1 protein-coding gene is annotated in these 580 nt (G+C 40.2%); it reads left to right on the top strand.

The genetic code is table 11. The annotated features are described in order from the left end of the window. Positions 1-375: BID domain-containing T4SS effector (locus ACFINC_RS10050; protein WP_375617122.1), on the top strand; the 375-nt coding region annotated here is incomplete at its 5' end. Positions 376-580: the final 205 nt, after the last annotated feature.

The raw sequence follows: 580 nt of genomic DNA, 5'->3' as shown, positions 1-580 counted from the left end.
GCCTTGAATAAACAACTTGCGGAGATTCTTGACAATCCTCAAGGTGCAGAAAAGATCTTATGGGATCTTGCAGAAAAACCTGAAAGCCCTGGAAAGCTTGCTGGTCTGCAAGTTCTTGGCGTAAAGAGCCCCGATCGTAAAGAAGCTGAAGATGGTTTTCGTCACCTTTGCTCATCTCTTGAAAGACATATCCATAAAGCACAAAGGCTCCATAAAGAGTTTACACGTGATCTGGAAAAAGATCAAAAACAAGAGAGCCCAGAACACAGACATCACCATCGTCGTCACGCAAGAGGACAAGAACGAAATAGTCCAGAACACAGCCCTCGACAACAAAGACAGGGAGAGAGTAGAGGAATGGCTCATGCCATGTAAGAGGCCATCAACATAAAAACAGATCAATTTTTGTTTTTCATATTATCTCTTTTTCCGTGAAATTTTTGGCGTAAGTCGTTTTATAGCGGTTGCGCCGAGAATTGTTTTAAAATGGTGCAAAAAATAGTCCTAAAAATGGCCCCTGTTATTTATTGTAACTCGTTGATAAGATTTCATAAAAAAACTGTATAAAAGACACAAAGGT

Origin of the sequence: Bartonella sp. AP58NXGY (genome assembly GCF_042195785.1) — a bacterium.
Lineage (GTDB): Bacteria > Pseudomonadota > Alphaproteobacteria > Rhizobiales > Rhizobiaceae > Bartonella.
The sequence above is the reverse complement of the archived record's forward strand: the minus strand, read 5'-3'. Positions and strand labels throughout refer to the sequence as shown.